This window comes from Winogradskyella ludwigii (assembly GCF_013403985.1).
GTDB classification, from domain to species: domain Bacteria; phylum Bacteroidota; class Bacteroidia; order Flavobacteriales; family Flavobacteriaceae; genus Winogradskyella; species Winogradskyella ludwigii.
The window spans coordinates 1,187,783-1,214,771 of sequence record NZ_JABFDF010000001.1 but is presented as its reverse complement, the minus strand read 5'-3'; the positions used below and the strand labels follow the sequence as shown (position 1 = coordinate 1,214,771).

Annotated in this window: 28 protein-coding genes and 1 tRNA gene; 13 read left to right on the top strand and 16 right to left on the bottom strand. The window is 30.9% G+C overall.

Annotated features, from left to right (window positions below; translation table 11 throughout):
* Window positions 1–55: 55 nt before the first annotated feature.
* The 3 genes from gltX (at window position 56) to HM981_RS05110 (ending at window position 3,202) form a co-directional block, all read left to right on the top strand.
* The gene (gene gltX / locus HM981_RS05120; RefSeq protein ID WP_179337495.1) at window positions 56–1,570 is read left to right on the top strand and encodes a glutamate--tRNA ligase; all 1,515 of its coding nucleotides are present in this window, start codon (window positions 56–58) and stop codon (window positions 1,568–1,570) included.
* 197 nt (window positions 1,571–1,767) lie between these two features.
* Window positions 1,768–2,694, top strand: a complete 927-nt coding sequence (locus HM981_RS05115) for an SPFH domain-containing protein (RefSeq protein WP_179337494.1) — start codon at window positions 1,768–1,770, stop codon at window positions 2,692–2,694.
* On the top strand, window positions 2,687–3,202 hold the full coding sequence (locus tag HM981_RS05110) for a hypothetical protein (RefSeq protein WP_179337493.1): 516 nt from the start codon (window positions 2,687–2,689) through the stop codon (window positions 3,200–3,202). Before HM981_RS05115 ends, HM981_RS05110 begins: the two co-directional genes overlap by 8 nt.
* A 74-nt stretch (window positions 3,203–3,276) precedes the next feature.
* Here the strand turns inward: HM981_RS05110 and HM981_RS05105 are convergent, their stop codons facing one another.
* From HM981_RS05105 to HM981_RS05095, 3 genes are all read right to left on the bottom strand, one after another.
* Window positions 3,277–3,489, bottom strand: coding sequence for a hypothetical protein (locus HM981_RS05105; RefSeq protein ID WP_179337492.1), 213 nt, complete (start codon window positions 3,487–3,489; stop codon window positions 3,277–3,279).
* Between the two features lie 66 nt (window positions 3,490–3,555).
* Complete coding sequence (locus HM981_RS05100) at window positions 3,556–5,022, bottom strand: carboxypeptidase-like regulatory domain-containing protein (protein ID WP_179337491.1); 1,467 nt, start codon at window positions 5,020–5,022, stop codon at window positions 3,556–3,558.
* A gap of 144 nt (window positions 5,023–5,166) precedes the next feature.
* On the bottom strand, window positions 5,167–7,176 hold the full coding sequence (locus HM981_RS05095) for a glutamine--tRNA ligase/YqeY domain fusion protein (RefSeq protein ID WP_179337490.1): 2,010 nt from the start codon (window positions 7,174–7,176) through the stop codon (window positions 5,167–5,169).
* A 155-nt stretch (window positions 7,177–7,331) separates the two neighbouring features.
* Between HM981_RS05095 and HM981_RS05090 the strand changes: the two genes are divergently transcribed.
* The 3 genes from HM981_RS05090 (at window position 7,332) to HM981_RS05080 (ending at window position 8,155) form a co-directional block, all read left to right on the top strand.
* Entirely contained in the window at window positions 7,332–7,532 is a 201-nt protein-coding gene (locus HM981_RS05090; protein WP_179337489.1) for a zinc ribbon domain-containing protein, read from the top strand.
* Window positions 7,533–7,638: 106 nt separating this feature from the next.
* A complete protein-coding gene (gene folB / locus HM981_RS05085) occupies window positions 7,639–8,001 on the top strand; it encodes a dihydroneopterin aldolase (protein ID WP_179337488.1) in 363 nt (120 codons plus the stop codon).
* Between the two features lie 83 nt (window positions 8,002–8,084).
* Window positions 8,085–8,155 (top strand) — tRNA-Cys (locus HM981_RS05080).
* Between the two features lie 354 nt (window positions 8,156–8,509).
* On the opposite strand, the gene HM981_RS05075 is transcribed toward HM981_RS05080, so the two are convergent.
* From HM981_RS05075 to HM981_RS05045, 7 genes are all read right to left on the bottom strand, one after another.
* Window positions 8,510–9,052 carry a GldL-related protein gene (locus tag HM981_RS05075; protein ID WP_179337487.1) on the bottom strand — a complete coding sequence of 181 codons (543 nt, stop codon included), beginning with the start codon at window positions 9,050–9,052 and terminating at the stop codon, window positions 8,510–8,512.
* Between the two features lie 18 nt (window positions 9,053–9,070).
* The gene (locus tag HM981_RS05070; protein WP_179337486.1) at window positions 9,071–9,463 is read right to left on the bottom strand and encodes an RDD family protein; all 393 of its coding nucleotides are present in this window, start codon (window positions 9,461–9,463) and stop codon (window positions 9,071–9,073) included.
* Window positions 9,464–9,468: 5 nt separating this feature from the next.
* Complete coding sequence (locus tag HM981_RS05065) at window positions 9,469–10,152, bottom strand: LysE family translocator (RefSeq protein ID WP_179337485.1); 684 nt, start codon at window positions 10,150–10,152, stop codon at window positions 9,469–9,471.
* Window positions 10,153–10,195: 43 nt separating this feature from the next.
* Complete coding sequence (locus HM981_RS05060; protein ID WP_179337484.1) at window positions 10,196–10,867, bottom strand: head GIN domain-containing protein; 672 nt, start codon at window positions 10,865–10,867, stop codon at window positions 10,196–10,198.
* Window positions 10,868–10,880: 13 nt separating this feature from the next.
* Window positions 10,881–11,117, bottom strand: coding sequence for a hypothetical protein (locus tag HM981_RS05055; RefSeq protein WP_179337483.1), 237 nt, complete (start codon window positions 11,115–11,117; stop codon window positions 10,881–10,883).
* Between the two features lie 87 nt (window positions 11,118–11,204).
* Entirely contained in the window at window positions 11,205–11,504 is a 300-nt protein-coding gene (locus HM981_RS05050; protein WP_179337482.1) for a heavy metal-binding domain-containing protein, read from the bottom strand.
* A gap of 108 nt (window positions 11,505–11,612) precedes the next feature.
* Entirely contained in the window at window positions 11,613–13,859 is a 2,247-nt protein-coding gene (locus tag HM981_RS05045) for a ribonuclease R family protein (RefSeq protein ID WP_179337481.1), read from the bottom strand.
* Window positions 13,860–14,838: 979 nt separating this feature from the next.
* Here HM981_RS05045 and rpiB point away from each other — a divergent pair.
* The 4 genes from rpiB to HM981_RS05025 are packed head-to-tail and all read left to right on the top strand — an operon-like array spanning window position 14,839 to window position 17,578.
* Window positions 14,839–15,273: a ribose 5-phosphate isomerase B gene (rpiB, locus tag HM981_RS05040; protein ID WP_179337480.1), complete on the top strand. Its 435-nt coding sequence runs from the start codon at window positions 14,839–14,841 to the stop codon at window positions 15,271–15,273.
* Between the two features lie 23 nt (window positions 15,274–15,296).
* The gene (locus tag HM981_RS05035; RefSeq protein ID WP_179337479.1) at window positions 15,297–16,208 is read left to right on the top strand and encodes a cation diffusion facilitator family transporter; all 912 of its coding nucleotides are present in this window, start codon (window positions 15,297–15,299) and stop codon (window positions 16,206–16,208) included.
* On the top strand, window positions 16,208–16,654 hold the full coding sequence (locus tag HM981_RS05030; RefSeq protein ID WP_179337478.1) for a GNAT family N-acetyltransferase: 447 nt from the start codon (window positions 16,208–16,210) through the stop codon (window positions 16,652–16,654). The genes HM981_RS05035 and HM981_RS05030 overlap by 1 nt, the downstream gene beginning before the upstream one ends.
* A gap of 3 nt (window positions 16,655–16,657) precedes the next feature.
* Window positions 16,658–17,578, top strand: coding sequence for a hypothetical protein (locus HM981_RS05025; RefSeq protein ID WP_179337477.1), 921 nt, complete (start codon window positions 16,658–16,660; stop codon window positions 17,576–17,578).
* Between the two features lie 18 nt (window positions 17,579–17,596).
* Here the strand turns inward: HM981_RS05025 and HM981_RS05020 are convergent, their stop codons facing one another.
* The 3 genes from HM981_RS05020 to rnpA form a co-directional block, all read right to left on the bottom strand.
* Window positions 17,597–18,436, bottom strand: coding sequence for an OmpA family protein (locus HM981_RS05020; protein ID WP_179337476.1), 840 nt, complete (start codon window positions 18,434–18,436; stop codon window positions 17,597–17,599).
* Window positions 18,437–18,501: 65 nt separating this feature from the next.
* Window positions 18,502–20,136 (bottom strand): S41 family peptidase, encoded by a 1,635-nt coding sequence (locus tag HM981_RS05015; RefSeq protein WP_179337475.1) that lies wholly within the window; start codon window positions 20,134–20,136, stop codon window positions 18,502–18,504.
* Window positions 20,137–20,170: 34 nt separating this feature from the next.
* Window positions 20,171–20,581, bottom strand: a complete 411-nt coding sequence (rnpA, locus tag HM981_RS05010) for a ribonuclease P protein component (protein ID WP_179337474.1) — start codon at window positions 20,579–20,581, stop codon at window positions 20,171–20,173.
* 241 nt (window positions 20,582–20,822) lie between these two features.
* Here rnpA and HM981_RS05005 point away from each other — a divergent pair, with 241 nt between their 5' ends.
* Both HM981_RS05005 and HM981_RS05000 read left to right on the top strand, forming a co-directional pair.
* The gene (locus tag HM981_RS05005) at window positions 20,823–21,590 is read left to right on the top strand and encodes a threonine/serine exporter family protein (RefSeq protein ID WP_179337473.1); all 768 of its coding nucleotides are present in this window, start codon (window positions 20,823–20,825) and stop codon (window positions 21,588–21,590) included.
* Window positions 21,587–22,078: a threonine/serine exporter family protein gene (locus tag HM981_RS05000; RefSeq protein ID WP_179337472.1), complete on the top strand. Its 492-nt coding sequence runs from the start codon at window positions 21,587–21,589 to the stop codon at window positions 22,076–22,078. Before HM981_RS05005 ends, HM981_RS05000 begins: the two co-directional genes overlap by 4 nt.
* Before the next feature lie 111 nt (window positions 22,079–22,189).
* On the opposite strand, the gene HM981_RS04995 is transcribed toward HM981_RS05000, so the two are convergent.
* Genes HM981_RS04995 through HM981_RS04985 form a run of 3 tightly spaced genes read right to left on the bottom strand, consistent with a single transcriptional unit; the run spans window position 22,190 to window position 26,488 of the window.
* Window positions 22,190–23,992: a M1 family metallopeptidase gene (locus HM981_RS04995; RefSeq protein WP_179337471.1), complete on the bottom strand. Its 1,803-nt coding sequence runs from the start codon at window positions 23,990–23,992 to the stop codon at window positions 22,190–22,192.
* Between the two features lie 13 nt (window positions 23,993–24,005).
* On the bottom strand, window positions 24,006–25,607 hold the full coding sequence (locus tag HM981_RS04990; protein WP_179337470.1) for a S8 family peptidase: 1,602 nt from the start codon (window positions 25,605–25,607) through the stop codon (window positions 24,006–24,008).
* Window positions 25,608–25,630: 23 nt separating this feature from the next.
* Window positions 25,631–26,488: an MBL fold metallo-hydrolase gene (locus HM981_RS04985; RefSeq protein WP_179337469.1), complete on the bottom strand. Its 858-nt coding sequence runs from the start codon at window positions 26,486–26,488 to the stop codon at window positions 25,631–25,633.
* A 170-nt stretch (window positions 26,489–26,658) separates the two neighbouring features.
* On the opposite strand from HM981_RS04985, the gene HM981_RS04980 reads away from it, so the two are divergent.
* Window positions 26,659–26,988 (top strand): DUF202 domain-containing protein, encoded by a 330-nt coding sequence (locus tag HM981_RS04980; protein WP_179337468.1) that lies wholly within the window; start codon window positions 26,659–26,661, stop codon window positions 26,986–26,988.
* Window position 26,989 lies beyond the last annotated feature (1 nt).

Genomic DNA, 26,989 nt, shown 5'->3' with positions numbered 1-26,989 from the left:
TATTTTCTTTGTTCTAAAAATCTATCAAACTATCTTTGCGCTTTAATATACAATTATGTCTAAGAAAGTACGTGTGCGTTTTGCACCAAGTCCAACAGGACCATTACATATTGGTGGTGTAAGAACCGCTTTATTTAACTATTTATTTGCCAAAAAACATGGTGGCGATTTTGTACTCAGAATTGAAGATACAGATCAAAACCGTTATGTAGAAGGTGCTGAAGATTATATTGTTAAATCTTTAGAATGGTGTGGAATTTCATTTGACGAAGGTCCAAATAAGAACGAAAAATTTGGCCCATACAGACAAAGTGAGCGTAAACAATTATATAAGCAATATGCCGATGAGTTAATTGCTAATGGCAAAGCCTATTATGCTTTTGATACGTCTGAACAACTAGATGCTGAGCGTAAAGGCCATGAAGCAGAAGGTAAAACCTTTATTTATAACTGGCACAATCGTGAAAAAGGACGCTTAGTGAACTCTTTAGTTTTAACTGAAGCAGAGACTAAAGCTAAAATTGAAGCTGGTGAAGATTTTGTAATTCGTTTTAAATCTCCTCAAGATGAAACGTTACATCTTACAGATATTATTCGTGGTAACATAAAAATTGACACGAACGTTTTAGACGATAAAATTTTATTTAAAGGGGATGGTATGCCAACCTATCACCTAGCGAATATTGTGGATGACCATTTAATGGAAATTACACATGTAATTCGTGGTGAAGAATGGTTACCGTCTTTAGCATTACACAAATTGTTATATGATGCTTTTGGTTGGGATGCACCTGAATTTGCACATTTACCATTGATTTTAAAACCAACAGGAAAAGGAAAATTAAGCAAGCGTGATGGTGATAAATTAGGTTTTCCTGTTTTTCCACTAGAATATACGGCTCCTGACGGAACGGTTTCTAGAGGTTATAAAGAAGATGGTTATTTCCCGGAAGCTGTGGTTAATTTCTTAGCCTTTTTAGGATGGAATCCTGGAACAGAACAAGAAATCTTTAGCTTAGAACAATTGGTTGCCGATTTTGATTTAGCAAGAGTGAATAAAGCTGGTGCTCGTTTTGATCCGGATAAAACCAAATGGTTTAATCATCAGTATATGCAACAGCAATTAGATTTAGATTTGGCAGAGCAGTTTAAAGCACTTCAACCAGAATTAGCAGATATTGATGTTAACTATATCGCTTTAGGTGTTGGTTTAATTAAAGAACGTGCCACGTTTGTTTCTGATTTTTGGGACTTAAGTCATTTCTTCTTTACTGCTCCAACGTCTTACGACGAAAAGGCCTCTAAAAAAGCTTTAAAAGAAGGCACAACAGAACTACTTCAAGAGGTTATTAATATTGTTTCGAGAACTTCAGAATTTACCGTTGATAATTTGCAAGCTAAAGTAAAAGGTTGGATCACTGATAACGAAATTGGCTTTGGTAAAGTAATGATGCCTTTACGATTGGCTTTGGTTGGTGCATTGCAAGGACCAGATGTTTTTGATATTATATTTATGATTGGAAAGGCAGAAACGGTGAATCGTATAGAGAACTTGATAAAAGAAATTTAAAAACTATAATTATACAGTCATAATTTTCACCTTTACATGTCTTAACATTTGTTACGTCATATAGAGGTGAAAAAAGTATGTTCTTATTATAGATATAGCATTACTCATTCTATCTTATAGTTCTTAATAGAGTTAATGAATAATTAAAAATACCTTACTTTTAATCTTTCGTATTTATTAATCTAAAAATCAATATTATGATTCCATTTATTATAATTCTATTCTTTTCAGCAATCATTTTAATTTCATCATTCTTTGTCGTAAAACAACAAACGGCGGCTATTATAGAGCGCTTTGGTAAATTTCAAAGTATTAGACACTCTGGCTTACAACTTAAAATTCCATTAATTGATAAAGTAGCTGGAAAATTAAGTTTAAAGATTCAACAATTAGATGTCATTATTGAGACCAAAACTTTAGATGATGTATTTGTAAAACTAAAAGTTTCTGTACAATACAAGGTGGTAACAGAAAGTGTTTATGATGCTTTTTATAAGCTAGATTATCCGCATGATCAAATTACATCTTACGTGTTTGATGTGGTGCGTGCTGAAGTACCAAAAATGAAATTAGATGATGTTTTTGTAAAGAAAGATGATATTGCATTGGCTGTAAAAGCAGAATTAAATGATGCTATGATGGATTATGGTTTTGATATTATAAGAACTTTAGTTACCGATATTGATCCAGATCCACAAGTAAAAATAGCAATGAACCGTATTAATGCAGCAGATAGAGAAAAAACAGCTGCGCAATATGAAGGTGATGCGCAACGTATCTTAATTGTTGAGAAAGCTAAAGCAGAAGCCGAAAGTAAGCGTTTACAAGGACAAGGTATTGCAGACCAACGTCGTGAAATTGCACGTGGTTTAGAAGAGTCTGTAGATGTTTTAAATCGTGTTGGTATCAATTCTCAAGAAGCATCTGCATTAATTGTTGTAACCCAACATTATGATACATTACAAGCTATTGGACAAGAAACCAATAGTAATTTAATTCTTTTACCTAATTCACCACAAGCTGGTAGCCAAATGTTAAATGATATGGTCGCGAGTTTTACAGCTAGTAATCAAATTGGTGAAGCTATGAAAAATCAGAAAAACAAAAAGAAGGACAATGAATAAATTAAAAAAAATACTGCTTTTAGTTTTGGTTGTCACAAGCATTAATGTGTTTTCTCAAACTAAAACAGAAGCTTTGAGAGATGCTGAAATAACATCAAAAGCCACATTAAATATGGATTTTGAGACTGTGTTAAATTACACGCTTCCATCTGTATTAGACATGATGGGTGGAAAAGATGCGGCATTAAATGTTATAAAAGCCACTTTTGAAGGTATGAAAACACAAGGTTTTGTATTTGAAAAAGCAGATATTAATGGTGTTTCAGAAATTGTAAAAGAACAAGGACAGTTTCGTTGTGTTATTGAAGGCTATAACCAAATGATTATGTCTGGACAGCGCGTATCTTCAAAAAGTTATTTATTAGGTATCTATAATGACGCTGAAAACTTTTGGTGGTTTATTGAAGCAAAGCAATTAAAAAATGAAGCTCTTGTAGATAAAGTTTTACCAAATTTTGAAACTAAACTTGATATTCCTGAAGACGATGTAAAAGTTGAAAAGTTATAAATTTAAACATTATAAAAAAGCCTCATAAGTGATATTTATGAGGCTTTTTATATGAAGAGTCCATTGAATAAAGGTTAATGGCCTTCTTCTTTGTACTTATCTCTTATTGCTTTTAATTCATTGAGGTAGTTTTTTAAATCATCTTCATTTACATCTCCATTATCGTTAGATCCTTGAGGTAATGTACTTCTAGTTTCATCTAAATGCTGTTGAAGTTCAGGATAGTTATCCTCGATATCTCTTGTTACTGTAGCTATTTCTGTAAGTATTTTTTGTGGTAAGTTCATAATATTATGTATTTACCTAAAGTTATGAAATTTAGATCTTTATTTGTCTCAAAGGATTGTTAAAATCTAATTTGTTTGATAATTTATGATATCTTGAACAGGACTCAACACACTATAATCTTTCCAAATAGAAGGATCGTATTTAGATAAATAAATGATAGGATATTCTTCTGTAACTGTAAAGCTAGATGCATCCACTAAAGGGTTTTGTTCAATAAAAAACAATTCGCTTTTTGCCTTATAAATTTGCTCTAACATAAACTCTAACTTTAATTGTTGTTTATCGTTTTGCTCTGGAGTATTGTTTCTAATAAATTTTAATGATCTATTAAAATAAACATAATTTCCATTTTCTTGACTTATGAAATAAAGGTCGTAAATACTATCTTCATTCTTCTTAAAAATTACTGTAGAACGGTATGCGTTTTCTACATATTTAATACCCAGTAAAAGTTTCATGTTTAACTTTTGTCCTGTTCTATTTTCTGCAAATTCATAATCTAATTTTACGACTGCAAAATCTGATGTATTAACATACATTTTACCTTTATATTTAGCAGAACGTTTAGTTGGAATAAAGCTAATACTGTATACAGCTTCATCGTTGAAATAACTTATTCCATCTATAGCATACTTATAACCTTTATCTTCAAAAATAAAATCTAATTTAGAGTTTTCTACTAAAGTATTATTCTTTACAATACGCGCAATATTGGCTTTTAAAGTATTCGTTTTTCCTTTTTTTGAGTCAGCGTCATCTTTAATAATTTTTCCGACCTTAAGAGAATCTTCAACAGTAAATAAACCTGATTTCAATTTATAAGTAGCAGAAGAGTCTAAAACATTAAGCACACTTTTTATCATTTTACCATTAACCGCTTCTGTAGATAAATCTTCATTTAAATTGACCAGTTTTGTAGCTTTTATAACACGTGCTTGTGTGCTATCTGCTATGTGTAATACGTCTAATAATGAATCTTCATATAAACTAGATTTATTATTAATGAGCTGTTTACTCATTACTTCAAAGTTTTTATTAATTTCTTTTATCGTTGCCTTTTTAAAATTTGAAGATTTAGCGATCTCAAATTCAAAATCCTTTAGAAGGAAATTTTTACTCTCTCTTAAAAAAATACGTTGTGTGCCTTCAGATTTATAATTTTTTGAAATATTTGCTCTTATATTGGTTAATATTTCTTCAATTGAAAGCTGTTTATTAGTCACAAAAACTTCTGAAAGTTCGCTAATGGAATCTTCAAGAATGTATGTTGGATTTGTAAAATCTGATAGTTTAAATTCTAAAGACTTATATCCCAAACAAGAAATTGACACCGTTTCTAAATCCGAAAAATTATCTGTTTCTAATGTAAAAACACCTTCGTCATTAGTAATAACTCCATAATTTGCTCCTATTTGTAAAGTAACATAAGGAATAGGATTGTTTTCGGTATCTAAGATTTTACCCGAAATAGTTTGACTGAAAAGGCTATTTCCAATAAGAAGAAATGCTAAAATAAGTGTAATTTTTTTCATGTATTTGAAGTTAAAATTTATACACCCTAAACTACTCCAAATAATTTAGTTTATAAGACTTTAGCTTTAAAATAGTCTAAAAAAATACCTACAAGGTTTTGAAAACCTTGTAGGTAGATTATATTTTTAAGAAAATAATAGATATTAAATATCTGAAGCCTCAGCAACTAAAACTTCATTCTTATCGTCTTTAGCTTTATCAATAAACTCGTTAATAGCATCATTTCTATCCAAGCCATTTTTAAGCAGCACTTTTAACGCAATTAAGGTGACTATACGTGTACCTGCTTTTTTCACAGCTGTACCAAATAAAGGCTCTAAATCGTCATAAGAGACATCTTTAGCTAGTGCTTGTATTTCGTCTTTAGCTTTAGCTTGTTTTTCTTCGTTTAATTTGGTGTATTTCTTACCAAATTGCTGAATTACACTTATTGCAGAACGTTTTTGCTGTTGTGGATTTGGTTTATTCTGGTTCTGAGTATTTTCAGCTTTTGGTTTTTGCTTCTCCCAGCTATCTCTTAAACCCACTGTTTTATTAAATACTAACTTTTCTGAGGTAGAATCGTCATCAACATTAAAATAACCTAGACGTTGAAATTGGAACTGCTCTCCTACTCCAACTTCAGCTAAACTTGGTTCTAAATATCCTGTTTTTAAGGTTAAAGAATTTGGGTTAATAAATTCCATAAAATCTTTGTCCTTGTCACTATCTGGCGATTCGTGTTTAAACAAACGATCGTATTCTCTAATTTCTGCTTTAATGGCATGTTTTATAGATACCCAATGCAAGGTTCCTTTTACTTTTTTAGAGGTGTCTTCATCATACGTACAATGGATTTCGGTAATCTCTCCATTTTCATCCTTAACAACAGAATTTGCTTTAATGATGTAAGCATTTTTTAATCTTACTTCTCCTCCAAGTTTCAATCTAAAATAATTGTTACTTGCCTCTTCTTTGAAATCGTCTTTTTCTATATAAATTTCATTTGAAAAAGGCACTTTTCTGAATCCAGCAGACTCATCTTCCTGGTTATTTTCTGCTTCTAACCATTCTTCTTTATCTTCAGGATAATTAGTAATCACCACTTTTATAGGATCTAAAACAGCCATTACTCTATTTGCCGTTTTATTTAAATCTTCACGAATACAGAATTCTAAAAGCGACACATCAATGATGTTTTCACGTTTAGCAACACCAACTTTATCAATAAATTTACGAATTGAATTTGGTGTATAGCCACGACGACGTAAACCAGAAATGGTTGGCATACGAGGATCGTCCCAACCAGAAACCACACCATCTTCTACCAAACGCAATAATTTACGCTTGCTCATTATGGTGTAACTAAGGTTTAAACGTGCAAATTCGCGTTGTTTTGGTGCTAATGGAAATTCGTCTTTACTGTATTCATGTACATGTTCCTTAAACCAATCGTACAATTTTCTGTGAGGTTTAAATTCTAAAGAACATAATGAGTGCGAAATTTGTTCTAGGTAATCACTTTCGCCATGCGTCCAATCGTACATTGGGTAAATACACCAATCATCACCAGTTCTATGGTGATGTGCATACATAATTCGATACATAATTGGATCTCGCATTAACATATTGGGATCTTCCATATCAATTTTAGCACGCAATAGATGTGTGCCAGCTGGGAATTTTCCGGATTTCATACCTTCAAACAATTCCAAATTCTCTTCTACACTACGATCTCTATATGGACTATTTGTACCTACTTGTGTTGGTGTACCTTTCTGTTCACGCATCACTTCAGAAGATTGAGAATCTACATAAGCTTTCCCATCTTTTATCATTTGAATAGCCCAATCGTATAACTTCTGAAAATAATCTGATGAGTACAATTCATTTTCCCATTTGTAACCTAACCAAGCGATATCTTTTTTAATCGCATCTACATATTCTTGCTCTTCTTTAGCAGGATTTGTATCATCGAATCTTAAGTTAACAGGTGCATTATAAGTTTCTCCCAATCCAAAACTAATACCAATAGCTTTGGTATGGCCTATGTGTAAATAGCCATTTGGTTCTGGTGGAAAACGAAAACGTAGCTTCTCTTTAGGTAAACCGTTTGCTAAATCTTCTTCTATAATATTCTCAATAAAATTGAGTGCTTTTTTTTCTTCTGACATTATTTAGGTGTTAGCTGTTAACTATTAGTTGTTAGGTAAAATATATAACTAACTCTAAAACTTAACATCGTTATTCCAGTTGGTAAAATTAAACAAATTGTAACATTTATTTACTTTTTTAGACTGATAGTATGAATCAATAAACTTTATAAATTATGAATTACAATTGTCCAAAATGTGCTAATACGACTTATGAAATTGGTGAAATGAGAGCTACAGGTGGTACATTATCAAAAATCTTTGATATTCAAAATAAGAAATTTAGTTCTGTGACTTGTAAAAAGTGTCGTTATACTGAGTTTTATAAAGCGAAGACTAGTGCGTTGAGTAATATCTTTGATTTGTTTACGAGTTAGAAAAAGATAAAAGAATAAAGACTTTTAGAGTATCACTTCGACTACGCTCAGTAACCAAAGGTTTGTAAACTGAATAAAATTGATTAAGAAATATTACTTTTGAAACATGGGAATAATAAAAGTTGAAAACATAAGAGTATTTGCAAATCATGGTTGCTTAAAAGAAGAAACGGCGATTGGTAGTGATTACAGAGTAGATTTACAGGTAAAGGCGAATTTAAAAATGTCTTCAAAAACTGATGAATTAGCAGATACTGTAGACTATGTTTTTTTAAATAAAGTAGTTAGAGACCAAATGGCAATCCCTACTAAGCTTTTAGAAACGGTTGCTAAACGTATATTAGATCAAGTTTTTAAAGAATCGTCAATAATTACTAAAGCTACAGTGGCTGTAAGTAAAATAAATCCTCCAATTGGTGGTGATGTTGAGATGGTTACCATTAAAATGACTAAAAAGCGAAAAAAGTAAACCTATTTAGGCTATAACGTATATAATTTTTATATTTGCGCTCTCATTAAATTAATGAGAATCCTGATTTATTAGGAAATTAGGGTGTCGTGGCCGAGTGGCTAGGCAGTGGTCTGCAACACCATCTACAGCGGTTCGAATCCGCTCGACACCTCAGAATATGAACCTCTAAGATCCCTTAGAGGTTTTTTTATTTTTTAAAATTTTAAGAAAATTTAGTTTAATAGATACGCGATTCAAATTCTATCGCTTTAATTACCTCAAGAAAACCTTCAATTTATGTTGAGGCTTTTTTATTTTTTAAAATTTTAAGAAAATTTAGATTAATAAATACGCGGTTGAAATCCTATCGCTTTAGTAACCTCAAGAAAACCTTCAATTTATGTTGAAGCTTTTTTATTTTTTAAATGTTGAAAAGTTAGTGTACCATCTATAGATATTCAACATAAATAATAAAATTAGATAACAGTAAAGAAAACCTTCAATAAATAATCAGTGTCGTTTTATTTTATCCTTCTTCTTGTATGGTCTTCGTTCTATCCACTATAAAGTAATCAAAAATCAACAATAGACTTATTTGTAAAATACCAAACGTAAATAATATTGATCCATAAGGCCAATGTTGAATTTTAAATAGTATTCCAGAAAATAAGGTAACTATTGCTATTACAATGAATGCATAATAGATACCTTTTAGAAACTTATTTTTTGTGTAGGTTCTGCTTTTAAAATAATCGATTCCTTCAACAAAAAACCAATATATAAAGAGTATAAGTAGCAGTGTTTCGAATACAAACGGAACATAAAAAAGGTGAAATACTTTAACTAAATAGCTAAATACCCAAATCAAAATCATCGCTAATTTTAAGTAGTCTAATTTAGATTTCACTGTTTTAAAGATGAATCTAATGGTGTATAATATTCCTATTGAAACTCCACCAATCAACATTAACATATTTGCATAAGGCCAATGCATAATCTTGAATAATGCCCCAAAAATTAAGATAATTAGAGCCAATCGTAATGGGAAAGTTAGAATTTTTGAGTTCATAAAAAAAGTATCAATTTATTAGTCTTTAATTACAACAGCATTAACTATTTTATCGTGTATTGCTTGTTTCTTCTCAGTACCAGTAATGGTTAATAACGATACCCAACCCAATAAAAATTTTATAATAAAACGCAATAAAGCTAAAGGCAAAATAATATTCTTCTTGTGGTTATTTCCTCTTTTTACTTTTATATCAAAGTAATAATGACCAGCCGTAAATCCAAAAATTGATACCATTAACGGCTCATATAAAAAGAAAAAAAGTATAAATAAATACATTCTTAAAGAAGAAGGAACATTATCAAAATTCTTAAGAATTTCTGCAGAACAGTACATCATTACCATTAATAAAATACTATCTGCTACAGCCGCTTTTATTCTGTTCTGTAAATTTGCATAAATGGTTACCATTAAACTTAATTTATAGGATTAACCTTCTCAATCTGCTCAATACTTTTTTCAAAAAGTTCTGGAAAAAGCCCTTGACTTAATAGTATAAGTCCGAAGACTAAAATAACTAAAGACACAATTTTCTTGGTCTTAAATACACGACGCGGTGTTAATTTATTCTTTAATCGTTTTGCCGCTGCAATTTTAACGAGGTCTGTTAAAAAGTAAGAAATTAACATGGTTGCAATAAAGATAATTACACCATTTTCTGAAGTGGTAATAGATGTCCCAATAACTATAAAACCTAACCAACCTAACAATACACCAATGTTAATAAAGTTAAGTAAGAACCCTTTAATAAAAAGTTTGCCGTAATCTTTTTTAGGAAGTTGAATTCTATGGTGTTCTCTAACTATAGAACGGAAAGATTTAGATGTTTTTATAAAGCTTATAAGTCCGTAAATAAATAATAATGTACCACCAAAAACTAAAAGTTTTGGATCGTCTTTAATTTTATCTAAAAGGGAATCTGTACTCTTAAAAATAACAAAGATAAATACAACATCAGCGAAAATAACACCAAGATCGAATACAATAGCACTTGTAAACCCTTTGGTTGCGCTGGTTTCTAGCAATACAAAAAACACAGGACCAATGGTAAAGGCTAAAATAATGCCGAAGGGAATGGCTGTTAAAATATCATCTAACATGTAAAACTTACGATTTACACAAATGTAAGAAACTCAACGGAACTTACATACGTTTTATTTTACCACCTAGTATAGTACTTTCATCAACTTCTTTAGGCTTACCATAGATATACACATTTCCACCAGCTTTAATTCTTACTGATACAAAATCTTTAGCATGAATATAAGCTTCACCTGCAGCATTAATACTAACTTCAGTTTGTTTAGTAACAAAATCTTCACCGTTAAAAATTCCGCCAGTATAAATTGAGATATCTTGATTCTTAGAAGTTCCTGTGACATTAATTATACCACCTGTAACAGCTCTAAAGTTAGCATAGGTAGTTTCTAAGCTCGCTGTAATTTCTGCGCCTTCTTGCGTTCTTAAATCTATTTCATACTGTTTAATTGGTGTTTCTATAGTAACCTTAGCACCTTCATTTGCATCTATAGCATCAACAGTGGTATAATAAAGTTGTACAACAGTATCATTACCATCGTAACTTTCTCTAAGTGTCATGCGTATTTTAAGTTTTCCGTTGTTATTTACAACTTCAACATCTTTTCGGTTTTTACCAGAAATAACGATCTTATTTTCTTGAGATTCAATCATTTTAAGATGAATTAAATCGAATACTTTAACCGTAGAAAATTCACCTATACTTTTTTCAATAGACTCTTGAGCATTACTATTAAGACTAAAAGCTATCGCTAATATTATTATGAAATATTTCATATTGTTTTGTTTATTATTTTAATACAATGACTTTATTACTAAACAACCATTTAAGTTGAATTTCATCACCAGATTGTTTTTTTACAATACGTCTTTGTGGTGACAATACAACGGTTAATACCGCAGATATTGCTGTTAATAAAAAGCGATTGATATCATTAAACAGATATTGTATGCCAAATCTTAACACTAAATAAGTGACTAGAAATATCACGAAAATGTATATGCTAGCTTTTGTGCTTGTTTTCATATGTTTTTAGTAATCCAGAGGCATCAAAACTATTAGATAGTAATAATGCCTTAAGTTTATAACGTTTTAAAAATGCTGGTATTATAATTAAACGGCAACTTTTACAGCAGTTCCTGTTACAGAAACCATAGCGTAATTACTTGTGGTAAGTTCTATTTCAACTTTTATACCAACAACAGCATTTGCATTTAATTTTGCGGCATTATTTTGTAAAGTTTGAAATGCTTCTTCCTTAACAGCAGCTATATTATCTTGAAGTTTAGTGTAATATTTAGATGCACTAAAACCCATGGAAACAGCCTCTTTATTGATAGAAACCCCTGTAACTATTCCTAAATAATCTACTATTTTATGGTCTTCTATTGAATTGGTTGTGGTAAGAATCATATTATAAAAGTTTTAAAATAGGTCTCCTTTTTAATTGAAATGTTAGCGTTTCTAAAAAAAGGATCTCTATACATTTTATTCATTTTTTATAAAACACTCTAACTGATATTAGTCTTCACTACCTTCTGGCTTACCAACCATGTAAAAATCTAAATGCTTCTTGGTTAAATCTGCATTTTTAACTTTTACAACCACCTCATCTCCAAGTTGATACATGGTTCCGGTTTTGTTACCTATCATAGCATATTGATCTTGATCAAATTGGTAATGATCATCTTTCATATCTCTAACGCTAACCATACCTTCACATTTATTTGAAATGATCTCGATATAAATTCCCCAATCTGTAACTCCAGAGATAACACCCAAAAACTCTTCGTCTTGATGATCTTGCATAAAACGAATCTGCATATATTTTATAGAATCGCGCTCTGCTTTGGTTGCTAAATATTCCATGTCACTAGAATGTTTACACTTCTCTTCGTAAATATCTTCGTTAGCCGATTTTTCGCCATCTAAATAGCGTTGCAGTAAACGATGTGCCATAACATCTGGATAACGACGAATTGGCGATGTAAAGTGACTATAATACTCAAATGCTAAGCCATAGTGACCAATATTTTTTGTAGTATATTCTGCTTTAGACATGGTGCGAATAGTTAGTGTATCTACTAAGTTTTGTTCTTTTTTTCCAACAACATCTTTTAGTAAATTATTTAAAGACGATGCAATACTTCCTTTATCTTTAAAATCTAATTTATGTCCAAAACGCGCTACAACGGTTTTCAGTTGTGCTAATTTTTCTTGTTTTGGCTCATCGTGTACACGATACACAAAGGTTTTCTTTTGTTTCCCAACAAACTCAGACACTTTTCTGTTGGCTAATAACATGAATTCTTCAATCATTTTATTAGCATCCTTACTCGTTTTAAAGAAAACGCCAACCGGATTTGCTTCTTGGTCTAAGTCAAATTTTACTTCAACTTTATCAAAAGAAATCGCTCCATCTCGCATTCTTGCATTTCGCATTTTACGAGCTAGTTGATTCATTTTTATTGTAGCCTGTGCAACTTCTACAGAAGTTTGATATTCCTCTCCTGTAAGTGAAACTTCAACTGGAATTGTAGTATCTATTTTTTCGGTATTTTTAAGTACTTCTACGTCATTAACCTTAGCATTATTTTCTATAATAGCTTGTGCTTCTTCGTATGCAAAACGCGCATCAGAATAGGTTACTGTTCTACCAAACCATTCATTTTTAATTTCGCATTTTTCATTCATTTGAAATACTGCAGAAAACGTATATTTTTCTTCGTGTGGACGTAATGAACACGCTCCATTAGATAAAATTTCTGGTAACATTGGCACTACTCTATCTACTAAATAAATAGATGTTGCACGCTCGTAAGCTTCATCATCTAAAACCGTTCCTGGTTGTAAATAATGCGATACATCTGCAATATGAATTCCTATTTCGTATAAACCATTATCTAAAACTTTAAATGACAAAGCATCATCAAAATCCTTAGCATCTTTAGGATCTATGGTAAAGGTTAAATCTTTACGCATATCTCGTCGCTTAGCGATTTCTTCAGGTTTAATTTCTAAATCAATAGTATTAGCATATGCTTCTACTTCTTTAGGAAATTCTAATGGTAAACCATATTCTGCCATTATAGAATTAATCTCAGTACTATGCTCTCCTGGTTTTCCTAAAACCTCAATCACTTTTCCGTTAGGTGAATCTGCTTTTTCTGGCCATTCTTCTAAAGAGACTAATACTTTATCTCCATCTTCTGCTTTATTAATTTTATTAATAGGCACAAAAATATCTGTGTACATTTTGTTACTATCTGCAACTACAAAAGCAAATCCTTTTTTATCATGGATTTGAATGGTACCTACATATTCGGTTTTTGCACGTTTTATAATATTGGTAATTTCTCCTTCTTGCTTACCTCTATGTTTTCTTTTGTAAGCGTAGAATTCTACTTCATCGCCATTTAAGGCTTTGTTAATATTGTTTGAAGCAATGAATACATCTTCTTCAAAATCATCGCAAATTATATAACCGTTGCCTTTAGACGCTAAATCTAAAATACCTGTATGATATTCGTTATTAGCTACAGCTTTAAATTTTCCACGGTCTACTTCTTCAATCTCTTGTTTTGCTTTGAGTTGTTGCAATTTTTTTATAATCTGATTGCGACTACTAGCATCGTTAACACCTAGTTTTGAAGCTATTTGTTTATAGTTAAAAGTTGAATTTCTGTCTTTTTTTAAAATACTTAGAATTGTATTTGTGAGGTTGGAAATCTTATTATGTGAAGGTTTCCTTTTTTTCTTATTTGTCATTTATTAATTGTAATCTATTTATTGTATGTGTTATTCTAGATAAGCTTACCAAATCGTTTAGATTCTGCAATAAGTGTAAGAACAACAACTTATTTAAAACTTAACTTTAGTGAAGAGAGGTTATTAAGTTTGGTACAAAGTTACGTTTAAATTTTTTAATGGTGTTTAGAGAATGTTAAATAAATGAAAAAGCACTATGAATTCGCAGTACTTTCTGTTAAATATATAAATAAGCGCCATAGATATGTTAAGCTAAATCTTGGTAGTAAAAAAATTTATAAGATGTAACGTAATACTATGCTCTAAGTAATTTATAAAGATTTTTACTTAATTGTTTTCTCTATTAGAAAGCTTTATTAAAAACAAATAGAATTTATTTTCAAATAAGTAAATGGCATCCTTTTTCCTAAAATTTGTAGTTATCAACATATATATACATATAATCAGTTTTCTTTTAAAATTTAAAAAAATAAATAGTGGTTATTATAGTATGTTAATAGTGGCTATAACTTTTTTAGTTTTTATTTTGATTAGTCACTTATGAGAACTACTTAATATTTAGTTAACACTAAGTTTACATGCAACTACTTCATTTTAAACGTTATTTTAAAAGCTATTAACAACTGTTAATAACTGTTGTTAATAGAAATGACTGATATGTTTTTTGTAAAATACTGTTCATAGCCATATAATTTATCTTAATAACTAATTTTAAAAAAATGGCTAACTAATTAGGTTATCTCATCTGTATTTTGGTTGGAAAAAATAAGTGGATAATCCTAATTTTTATTTTCAATAGTTGTGAACAGATATTAACAATTACTGGTCATTTTATTCAGAGTTATCAACAGGTATAATAAATGATATTAGAAAACTTAAGTTTCAAACTTAAAACTTATCTATAAGTAAGCCCGTATAAGTTATGCTTACTTGTAAGCAATTATTAACTTTGAGGTCTAATAAGTAAAGATAATTTATTATGAAAATTTCAATAGGAAACGATCACGCAGGACCAGATTATAAATTTGCTATCGTAAAACATTTAGAAGCCAAAGGATATAAGGTTACTAATTACGGAACCGACACTTTAGATAGTGTAGATTATCCAGATTTTGTACATCCTGTTGCTAAAGATGTAGAAGCTAAAAAAGTAGATTTTGGTATTTTAATCTGTGGCAGCGCAAATGGAGTGGCAATGACCGCTAATAAATACCAACATGTAAGAGCAGGTGTTTGTTGGACTAATGAAATTACAGAACTAACACGTTTACATAACGATGCTAACATTATATGTATTCCAGCTCGTTTTACATCTATTCCACAAGCTATTAAAATGGTAGATACTTTTTTAGATACTAAGTTTGAAGGTGGTCGTCATCAAAATCGTGTAGATAAGATTCCTACATCTTGTTAGATATCATTATTAATTGATTTAATATGAGTCACTCTCATCACCATTCTCATAGTTCTAAAGATTTAAGTGGGCAAAAGCTTCTAATATCAATATTACTAAATATTGTTATTACACTAGCCCAAGTAATTGGTGGACTCGTTTCAGGAAGTTTATCGTTACTTAGTGATGCTTTACATAATTTTAGTGATGTTATCTCTTTAATAGTAAGTTATATAGCTTCAAAATTATCGAAACAAAAGGCTTCAATTAACAGAACATTTGGTTATAAACGTGCTGAAATTCTGGCTGCTTTTATTAATGCTAGTACGTTAATCGTTGTTGCAATATTATTAATTATTGAAGCCGTAAAGCGTTTTAATAATCCACAAGAAATTGAATCTAGTTTAGTAATTTGGCTAGCAATTTTAGCCATAATAGGTAACGGAATCAGTGTTTTATTATTAAGAAAAGATTCTAAAAATAATATTAATATGCGTTCTGCATATCTGCATTTATTTACAGATATGTTAGCTAGTGTAGCTGTATTATTGGGTGGATTATTAATGAAATATTATCAATTATTTTGGGTAGATAGTTTATTAACTTTACTAATTGCGCTGTATTTAATTTGGGTTGGATACGATTTATTAAAAGTATCTACAAAGATGCTTATGTTATTTACTCCAGATGATATTAATATTAAAGATGTGGTAAGGGCTATTAATATATTACCTAAAGTGAATAAATTACATCATGTTCATATCTGGAATTTAAGTGACGACGAGTTACACTTAGAAGCTCATTTAGATTTAAAAGAAGATATTTCTACTACAGAATTTAATAGTTTACTATTAGATATTGAAGATGTGTTACACGATGAGTTTAATATTAACCATGTAACCATTCAACCAGAGTTTAATAAAGAAGATCCTAAAGAAGTAATTGTACAAGACTAATGCTAGAGATATCTATAAAAAAATTCAAAGAATTAACAACAGAACAACTCTATGATTTACTTCAGTTAAGAAGTGAAGTTTTTGTTGTAGAACAAGATTGTGTGTATCAAGATATTGATGGAAAAGATCAAAAAGCACTTCATATTTTAGGATATAAAAATGAAAAGTTAGTAGCTTATACAAGAGTGTTTAAACCCAAAGATTATTTTAAAGAAGCTAGCATTGGTAGAGTAGTTGTACAAGAAAAGGAAAGGCAATATAAGTTTGGTTTTGAAATTATGAACGCTTCAATAGGTGCAATTAAAACGTATTATAATGAAACTACTATTAAGATTTCTGCACAAACATATTTAAAACGATTTTATAATAATTTAGGTTTTAGCGAAATGGGATCTGAGTATTTAGAAGATGGTATTCCTCATATTGCGATGCTATACACACTTTAACCAATGAACAAATTTATAGGATTACTAGTACTGGTTATAATTGCTTTTTCTTGCAAGAATACTGATAAAGAGAAAGCAGATAATTTAGTAATAATAGAAGCTCAGGACATAAAAACTGAGTCTTATGAATTATACAAACCAGCTGAAAAAATAAAAGCTGTTTTAATACTTTTTGGCGGTTATCCAGAGACTGCAGAAGATATAAAACGAGAATTTAAAATCCTTAGTAAAGCCAAAGCAAATAGTGTTGCAGTTTTATACATGAACTACAATAGGAAAATTTGGCTCGAAAACAATGAATTAATACAACTCTCAAACCAGTTTAAAGCGTTATTTAAAGCGCATCAATTGCCATTAGATAATATTTATATCGGCGGATTTTCAAGTGGTGGAAACATGGCTCTTTTAATTAGTAATTTCATGACAGAGCAAAATTTAGATATAATTCCAAAAGGCACATTTATTGTAGATTCACCTATAGATTTAGAGCAGTTATATTACACTGCTGAAAAAAATATTGCATTGAATTTTTCAGAATCTGCTGTAGAAGAAAGTACTTGGTTACTTAAAACATTAAGTGCAAAATTTGGAAATCCAAAAGAGGATGCTTCAAAATACATTGACTATTCTGTTTTTAATTCCAAAACAAAAAACATAGCGCATTTAAAGCATTTAAAAAACACTAAAATAAGATTATACACAGAGCCTGATACACTTTGGTGGAAGAAAAATGCAAATAATATTTACGAGAATATGAATGCATTTTATATTAAAAAGCTTTCAGAAATATTAAACCAATCTAATTATAAAGCTATTGAGTATATTGAAACTAAGAATAAAGGGTATAGAGATAATGGAGAACGCCATCCTCATAGTTGGTCCATTATTGATAAAGAGAATTTAATGAATTGGATGTTGAATTAAAACTACTATTCTAGAAGATTATTTATCGTAAATCCTAGTGACTAAAATTTCTACACGTCTATCTAATTGTGGTTCTCCACCAAGCGGTGCTTTTCTTCGCATACCTGCAAATTTCATGCGGTAATGCTTAACACCTTTATCTACTAAATAATCGTAAATATATTTTGCGCGCGCCACAGAAAGATTTCTTTTCTTCGTTTTACGATCAATAGCATCTCGCTCTCCTTGTGTACAGCAAACATGACCTTCTATAGTGAAATAAACATTGGTACGTTCTGCTAAGATTACAGCGATTCTATCGAGCACAACTTTAGATTCTTTGGTGAGATAACTATAACCTGTTCTAAAGAGTAGTTTATCTAATAAAATTTTATCTCCTTCTTTTAAATCACCTTTTAATAAATCTTCAGTTTTATTAGTTTCAGGTTTTTCTACTACCACCACTGGTTTAGGAGGAAAAACAGGTGTTACAATGATCTCTACTTTCCGGTTTAAGCCACGAATTTTATTGAGATTATCTTCTTTAATAATGTTGACTAAAATTTTACCTTTTCCATCAACATTGGTCATTTTTGACTCATCAAATTCATTGTTAGAAAAGACCTCTTTTATGGCATCTGCACGATTTTGAGATAATGTAAGATTATAGTTATCACTACCTCTATCATCTGTAAAGCCGTATATAGAAACTTTTTCTATGTCCATATCTTCAATTGTTGATAAGAACAGTAATAATCGACTATGTTCTGTTTCAGGAATATCGTGTTGGTCTGTTTCAAAATAGACTTCGTGTTTCAGTTCCTTTTGGGCAAAAGAGAGCTGAACAAATAGGGATAAAAAAACAATAAGGGACTTCATGTTTATATTATTATTTTCTTACTTACAGAAAATGGTTATAACGCTAAATATAAATAAATTAACGTTTATCTCAAAATACTGGCATACTGCGCAGGATTTTTAAGAATAGTAAGTGCTTTTTTTATTTCTGCGTTATTTGCAGTGTAATAGGTATACAAACCTTCGCTGTAAAAGTAACGTTTAATAATTTCGTCTGTAAGTAATGATTTTAATTGCGTTTTATTTTCGTCAATAGCATTAGTCTTATATGTTTTTAAGACTTCTGTTAGATCGTTGTATTCTGAATTAATAACAGTTTCAAGGTGTTCTTCTTTGGCAACCTTAAGCGCATTAGACAAGGCTTTTTCAGTTTTAGTTTCAAAATTAAAACCGCTTGTTTTTATATAATTTTTGAATTTTTTAAAGTCTGAATCCGATAGTTTAAAACCTTTTAGATCGTCAACTTTATGATCATAATAATAGCTTGTAGCAAAGTTAAACACTAAATTTTCGTTTGAAATTGCTTTGGTAATTGGTGTTTGTTTAGCAAACTCAACTTCTACATCTGGCTCTACACCTCCACCATCAAACACATTACGTCCATTTTTTGTTTTAAAGGCTTTATAATTCTCTTGTTGTGTTCGTGTTGCTTTTCCGTTTTCATCACGATTCCAGTAATCTAAAGCTTGTATACAACGACCAGAAGGTGTATAATATCTGGAAATGGTAATCTTCATTTGTGTACCATAAGTCAATGGTTTTGGTCTTTGTACTAAGCCTTTTCCAAAACTTCGTGTACCAACCACAACTGCGCGATCCATGTCTTGTAAGGCACCAGAAACAATTTCACTAGCAGAAGCACTATTGCCATCAATTAAAACCACTAAAGGGATCTCTGTATCTATAGCTTCGCGTTGTGTGTAGTATGTTTTGTTATACTTTTTAACTTTCGATTTAGTGGTTACGACTAACTGATCTTTAGGGACAAAAATATTAGTAACGTTAACCGCTTCGTTTAATAAACCTCCCGGATTTCCTCTAAGGTCTAAAATAAGTTGTGTGGCTCCTTGATTTTTTAAGGCTTTAATTGCACTAATAGTTTCTGAAGAGGCTTTATTATTAAATTTTCTTAGTACAACATATCCCGTTTTTTCGTCTACCATAGCGTAGTGTGGCACGGCTTTAATATCTAAAGATTCTCTAATAATGTTTACAGTATTGGTTTTTCCTTGACGCATATAGGTTACAAAAACTTCTGTACCTGCCGCACCTTGTAATAAGTTGGCAGCATCATCTTTAAAATCTGCAACAGTAACTTTATCTACTTTAATAATTTCATCTCCGGCTTTAAGACCCGCTTTATCTGCAGCATAATTTTTATACGGCTCAACAATTACTAATTTATCTTTTAAAGTTAACACCTTAGCTCCAATACCTGTATAATCACCTGCATTGTTAATTCTAGAGGCTTCTACGTCTTGTTCGTTATAAAACTGAGTGTAAGGATCTAAATCCTCCAACATGCTTTTAATTGCAGTGTCCATGAGATCTCCAGGATTGGTATCATCGACATAATTCATGTTGATTTCTTTAAAAAGCGTGGTAAATATTTCTATTTGCTTAGCTATTTCAAAAAAATCATTTTTAAAAGCTGATGTACCAAAAAATATAAGCACTGCTAAAACAGGAAATATTATTTTTTTACGAAGAAGTTTTTTCATGTGTTGATGTCTAATAACTTAAAATAAACGCGTTTTATATATCAGAAATATTAGAATCTGATGCGATTACGATTGGAGCATTTTTATCTAAAAATTTTTTAAACAACAATTTCATCCTATGATCTAGTTTATCAAAAGTTGTTCCATCTTTACTAAGGTACAAAATCATAAACGTATAAGATTCTGAACTATTGTTAAAGTATAATGGTTTATTAAGCCGGTAAGCTTCTCGTAAGAGGCGTTTAATCTTATTTCTAGAAACGGCAGTTTTATGCAATCGCTTACTTACAGAAACGCCTGTTTTTAGTTGAGAACCATCTTTAAATTCTGTTTTAAGATACACCAATTTTAAAGGATAAGCTGTCACAGCTTTTCCTTCTGTAAAAAGTTGCTCTATGAGCTTTTTACTTTTTAGTTTATCTTTTTTTGAATATTTGAAGTTCATTGGTATAAATCCGATATAACAAAAATAGAAAACCGTAGTGATAAGATGCGGTTTTATGGCGTCTATATTATTTTTTCGTGCATTTTTATAATATTGTTAACGCTAAGAATGCACTAATCCTCAATCTTAGGCGTCTAAAATGGACATTAGGAATTGCATTTATGTGATTCCAGAAAATATTTAATAAAAATCACACTTTATAAGTTTATAATAATCTTAAATTTGAATAGATTTTATAGAAATGAAAACGGAAAATAGGTTAGAACAGATAGCCGATTTATTATTAGAAATAGCATCCATATTAATGGTTTCTGGTGCAAATACTAATAGAGTAGATGTAAATATTGATCGTTTTGCTTCTGTATTACATTGTGAATCTTATAGTTTAATTAGTCAAAAAACGATGATACTCACCGTTATTGATACTGAAACTAAAGAAAATTATACCAAAGTAAAAAACTTGCCTTCTCACAAAATAAATTTCACAATTATTTCAGCGATTAGTAAAGCCAGTTGGAATGCTTTAGATGAAGATTGGTCGCTTTCTAAAATTTCTCAAGAGATTGAAACAATTAAAGCACAAAAGCGTTATTCTAGACTGGTTGTTTTATTAGCTGTCAGTTTTTCGGGAGCTGGATTTTGTAAAATTTTTGGTGGAGATTACTATAATTTGGCATTAGCTTTTGTGAGCACATTTTTTGGATTGTTAATGCTTCAAACCGCTCATAAAAGAGAGTTTAATACTTATATAAGTGTGTTTTTGGCTTCGTTAACAGCCTCTTTATTAGCTTCTTTAGGTGTGTATTTTAATCTAGGAACACAACCTGAAGCTACCTTAGCAACTTCCATTTTATTTTTAGTTCCTGGTGTTGCCTTAATTAATTCTTTTACAGATCTTTTAGATAAAAATGTATTGAATGGTATGGTTAGGTTTTCTAATGGTATCATGACTGTTTTAGCCATAGCACTTGGACTTTTTGTAGCCATGTTAATATTTCAATTAAAATGATAGCAACCATATTAGAATTATTAGAAGTATCTGTTTGGGCAGGCATTGCAGCGGTCGGATTTGGTATTTTATTTAACATTCCTAAAAAAGCCATATTAACGGTGTTTTTTTTAGGTTTTGGAGCAGGTCTTATAAAGTTTGTTTTATTACATTTTGAAGTCAATATTGTATTAGCAAGTTTAATAGCAGCTTCTTTTGTAGGTGTTTTAAGTTTACCGTTAGCTCATGGCATTCATCAACCTCCTGTTGTGTTTTCTATACCTGCAGTAATCCCAATGATACCCGGTTTTTATGCTTATGAAACGGTTTTATCTATTATGTCTTTTACATTTTCAGAGAAAAACGATTCTAAACGATTGATTTTTATGGAAGACATATTTTCTAATGGCTTTACCATGTTGTTTATACTAATTTCTTTAACTATTGGAGTGTCTTTACCGCTCTTATTGTTAAGGAAACATACGGTTAAAAGAGTAGATCTTAGGTAATAATTTCCTCCTCATTTTCAATAAAAATATTTAAAACTTAGTATAAAAAAAGGTTACAGATATCTAGTATATCTGTAACCTTTTATAGTTTAAAAAATATGCTGTGACGTCTTAATTTAAATTAAACACGTTATTATCACGATGATTATCTGCCATCATCTGAGACGAATCAATTTCAACAGATTTAACTTCTTTTTTAGTATCAAATGAATAGGTTGGCATTGCCCAAGCCCAATCATTAATAATAGTTGCTGAGGTTGGTTTTTCTCCACGCATCATTTGTAATGGAATGTAAAAGTCTTCTGTAGAACCATCTGTATAAGTTACAGAAAGGTCTATAGGCATTGGCATTAATCCAATACGCTCTAAGGTGATAGAATTACCTTGTACCGATTTTACACCATAATCAATAGTATTTGTGGTTTGTGCAAAATCTATAAAATACCAATCCAATTCAAAATCCGTAATACGTTCTGCAGTTCTAATAATATCGAAAGGTTTTGGATGCTTGAATGAAAAATCTTTGTAATATTTTTTAATAGTTTTATCTAAATTATCGTCTCCAATAACATAACCTAATTGTGCTAAAAATACCGCTCCTTTGCTATATGCAGCAGCTCCATAAACTCCATTTGAAGCATAACGATCAGAGTGTGTTGTTAAAGGTTGCTCAACACCAGAATTAGCCAAACTTAAATAGCCTCTATAAGATCCTGCTAATGGGTTAGAGTTTTTGTTATCACGAAGAGAATTCATTGCTAATGCCGAAATGTAACTTGTAAAACCTTCATCCATCCACTCGTGTTTAGATTCGTTTGAAGCCAATAAAAATTGAAACCAGGTATGTGCCAATTCATGTGCAGTAACACCAATTAAACTTCCGTATTTTCGTTTTCCAGTAATTAAAGTACACATTGCATATTCCATACCACCATCTCCACCTTGTATTACAGAGTATTGTTTGTAAGGATAGTTTCCAATGTTTGCGCTATAGAAATTCATTAACTCGGCAGTTTCAGCAGGTAATTTTTTCCAATTATCAAGATATTCCTGTTCTAAATCTTTCTTGTAATAAAAGTTTAAAAGTGGACCATTTGGGACTTGAAATGTATCATGGATAAAATCTGGATCTGCTGCCCAAGTAAAATCATGAACATTAGGAGCGATAAAATGATGTGTTTTCTTTCCTGACTTTACAGTTGGTTCTCCTTTAAGATAACCTGTTCCACCAATAACATAAGTTTCATCTATGGTTAATTTTATATCAAAATCTCCCCATACACCATGAAACTCTCTTCCAATATAAGGATCTGCATGCCAACCTTCATCATCATATTCTGCTAACTTAGGATACCATTGTGCCATAGATAAAGCAACGTCTTCTTTATTATTTCTTCCTGATCTACGAATTTGAACAGGAACTTGAGCATTAAAAAGCATATCAAAAGTTACTTTTTCACCTGGTTGAATAGGGGTATTTAACTGTACTTCTAAAACAGTACCAGATACGTTATGAGATACAGTGGTTCCGTTTTGTTGTAACGAATTCACTTTAATGTAACCAATCTCATTAGGTTGAAGTTTACTAATACGATCTCCAACTCTACGATCTGGATCTTGAATAGTACGTGAACGGACATCCATTTCACTTCCTGGTTGGAACGCATTAAAGTACAAATGGTAATACACACGATGAAGCACATCTGGCGAGTTATTGGTATAAACCAATTTTTGTTTCCCTTGATATTGGTAGCTATTAACATCCATGTCAATTTCCATAGAATAGTCTACATGCTGTTGCCAGTAACTATTAGAGGTATTGCTTGCATAGTTTCCATCTTTAATCGCTTGTTTAGATGTACCACAAGAGGTCATACATAAAACCGAAAAAAGACCAATAATTAAATATTTCATATAAATGTTGAGTTTATTTTAATTTTGAAGCAACTATTAAGGCATTAAAAGCATTTACAATTCTACCTGATTTAGATAAGTCTGTAAAAGGCTTAACATTAGAAGCATCACCACCAACCACAACTTTTGTTGTTAATGGTAAACCTGAATCTAAAATAACTTGTTTTACTTGTGCCGCAGTTAGCTTAGGATATTGAGAACGTATTAATGCAGCAACACCAGCAACACCTGGAGAAGCCATAGAAGTACCACTTATGCTTTCATAATCATTTTCTGGGTATGTAGAATAAATGGCAGAACCTGGAGCAAAAACATCCACGTTATTTTTTCCGTAATTAGAGAAACCAGAAACCATTTTAGAACCATATTTAGAGGTTAAAGAACCCACTCTAATATATGTATTTGATATTTCTACAAAACCAACATTATCATCTGGGAAATTAGTGCCTTCATCTACATTTTTACCATCGTTACCAGCAGCATGTACAAATACAACATCATTATCTGAAGCATATTTAATTGCATCTCTTACCCAATCTGCATGTGGTGAGAATGATTTACCAAAACTTCCGTTAATTACTTTGGCTCCATTATCTACAGCATAACGAATGGCTAATGCAACATCTTTATCGTACTCATCTCCGTTAGGAACTGTTCTAACAGACATAATTTCTACATTGTTAGCGATACCATTTGCACCTAAACCATTATTACGTTCTGCAGCTATAATACCAGCAACGTGTGTACCATGAGATTCTGTTTTCTTCACAGGTTTTACATTTCCGTTTCCGTAACCTATATCAGTTAAATCATTAATATTATCTCCTGTTTTACGACCAGAAAAATTTATATTTAAGAGGTAATTTAAACGTTCATTGTAACTTTCTAATTGCTCACTAATTTCGGTATTAGCTTCTGCAAAAGTTCCACCGTTAGCATTTATATTTTGTGCAATTTGAACCGCTTGTAATAACGTTTGGTCTTCTGTAGTAATTGCATTAACTTCTTTAATTGTATAGTCTTTTTTACCTAAATGTGCTGTTAATTTCTCATCAGCATTTTTTAAAACATTTAAAATTTGCTCATATCTGGTTTTTGCACCCAAATAAGTGTCATATTCTTCTTTTTGTAAAGCTACAGCTTCATTATAACGCGGATCAGTTTTGTCTCCACTTGCCACTAAACGTACATATTCTAATTGTTCATCGTAGCCATCACCTAGAAAATTCCAACCATGAATATCATCTACATAACCGTTTTTATCATCGTCAATTCCGTTATTTGGTATTTCTCCTTTATTCGTCCAAATGACATCATTTAAATCTTCGTGATCAATATCAATTCCAGAATCTATAACGGCTACAATGACTTTGGTTCCTTTTTTGTTTTTTATGATTTCAGCATAAGCCTTATCAACACTCATTCCAGGAATAGTATCTGAAACAAGATCTAAATGGCCCCAATTTTTGGCTTCAGCATCAGTTAATTCTGTTATTTTAAGAGGAGAAGTATCTATGTTTTCAATTGGAGTAGAAATGATATCTGCTGCACCACAACCAAAAAAAAGTGTTCCAGTAAAACCTAAATATGCTATTAATTTGTAATTCAATCTCATGTGTTTTTATTTGTGATTTTTAATTAAAATATTAAGTCTGTTGTAAAAGTTTCATTAAGTCGCACACCTTTTTCAGTGTGTTTAACGGTTATAATTTCGTTATGAGCATCATGTTCTAAAAACAAATAGAAATTTTCATCTGCTGCCATGTTTAAAAACACTTCTTTTTCATCAAGTGTTAGCAAAGGTCTTGTATCATAACCCATTACAAAAGGTAGAGGTAGATGACCTACAGTTGGTAATAAATCGGCCATAAAACAGATGGTTTTTCCTTTGTATTTAATCATAGGAATCATTTGTTTGTCTGTATGTCCGTTGGCAAAGAAGATATCAAATCCTAATTCAGAATCCGTTATAATAGAATTATTAGGAACTGAAGTAAATTTTAATTGACCACTCTCTTCCATTGGTAAAATATTCTCTTTCAAAAAAGAAGCGACCTCACGTCTGTTAGGTTGTGTTGCCCAATTCCAATGATCTTGGTTACTCCAAAAATGAGCATTTTTAAAAGCGGGTTCGTAGCCTGTTCTGTCTTTATTCCATTGAATACTTCCTCCACAATGGTCAAAATGGAGATGCGTCATAAAGACATCAGTGATATCATCGCGATGAAAACCATAAGAAGCTAAAGACTTATCTATTGAATCGTCTCCATATAGAAAATAATAACCATAGAATTTATCACTTTGCTTGTTGCCCATTCCTGTATCTATTAAGATAAGACGGTTTCCATCTTCAATTAACAAACATCGTGCTGCGATGTCAATCATGTTTTTATTATCAGAAGGGTTGGTACGTTGCCATAAAGATTTTGGTACAACACCAAACATAGCACCACCATCTAGTTTAAAATTTCCGGCATTAATAGGATATAATTGCATCTGTGAAAAATTTATAAGTCTTGCAAATTACTAAAAGCATTAAAACTAATTGTTGTTAGCCACAATAAATTAGAGGATATTTAACAAATAAGTAGCGTGTATTTTTATATCTATTCTAAAAAATCAATTACATTTAGGATAACTACTAAATCCATAAATTTTTAGAGACTATGGCGAAATCAAAAAAAAAGAATTTATTAAGCTTTGGTCGCGATTTTAATCCCGATCAAAAAGTGATTTTGAGAGATTATTTAGCGATAGAACGCACGCGTTTGGCTAATGAACGAACTTTGTTATCTTACATAAGATCTTCACTCTATTTATTATTAGGTGCTATTGCGCTTTATCAATTAAAAGAGTTTGCAAATTTTGAGTACTTAGCTCTTGTCGCTTTGATTTTTTGTGTGATCTTTTTTATAATTGGTGTGTATCGTTTTACACTTTTAAAACGAAGCTTAAAGCGATTATACTATAAAACAGAGTCTGAAGAATTACATTAAT